The organism is Micromonospora sp. M51 (assembly GCF_018070305.1).
GTDB lineage: Bacteria > Actinomycetota > Actinomycetes > Mycobacteriales > Micromonosporaceae > Micromonospora > Micromonospora parva.
In genome coordinates, this window is sequence record NZ_JAGPXZ010001323.1 from 1 (window position 1) to 820 (window position 820).

Annotated in this window: 2 protein-coding genes; both read left to right on the forward strand. The window is 73.8% G+C overall.

The genetic code is table 11. The features are described 5' to 3' along the window. A partial coding sequence (locus KBX53_RS34570; protein WP_210863989.1) for a hypothetical protein occupies positions 1-241 on the forward strand: 241 nt, incomplete at its 5' end. After that, positions 234-820 (forward strand): FAD-dependent oxidoreductase (locus KBX53_RS34575; RefSeq protein WP_210863990.1); only part of this gene is annotated, 587 nt, incomplete at its 3' end. The genes KBX53_RS34570 and KBX53_RS34575, both read left to right, overlap by 8 nt.

The window sequence follows — 820 nt, forward strand, 5'->3', positions numbered from 1 at the left end:
GGCCGAGACCGGGTCGGCGGTCGCCGAGGAACTGCTCAAGCGGTGGCCGGAGGCGATCGCCGAGTTCACCGCCGTGGTGCCCCGCGACTACCGCCGGGTGCTGGAGATCATGCGGGCCGCCGAAGCCGCCGGCCGCGACGTCGACGACGCGGTCATGACAGAACTGACCGCACCCGCTGTGCCGGCGATGCCGGTGCCGCCCGCCCCGCGGGTGGCTGCCCAGGAGGTGGCACGTGCCTGACCCGAACGGTTTCCTGCGCTACGACCGGCGACTGCCGGCCCGCCGCCCGGTGCCGGTGCGGATCAGCGACTGGCGGGAGGTCTACCCGCCGGCCGGCGAGGACCTCATCCGCGAGCAGGCCACCCGGTGCATGGACTGCGGCATCCCGTTCTGTCACGACGGCTGCCCGCTGGGCAACCGCATCCCGGACTGGAACGACCTGGTGCGCACCGGCAACTGGGACGCCGCTGTGGAGTCGCTGCACGCCACCAACAACTTCCCGGAGTTCACCGGCCGGCTCTGCCCGGCGCCCTGCGAGGCGGCCTGCGTGCTCGGCATCTCCGGCGGTCAACCGGTGACCATCAAGCAGGTCGAGGTGGAGATCGCCGACGCCGCCGCCGCGCGTGGGTTCACCCCCCGCGCCGTGCCGGCGCCGTCGGGCCGGTCGGTCGCCGTCGTCGGCTCCGGGCCCGCCGGCCTCGCCGCCGCCCAGCAGTTGGCCCGCGCCGGTCACGCGGTGACGGTGTACGAGCGCGACGACGCGATCGGTGGTCTGCTCCGGTACGGCATCCCCGACTTCAAGTTGGAGAAGCGGCACAT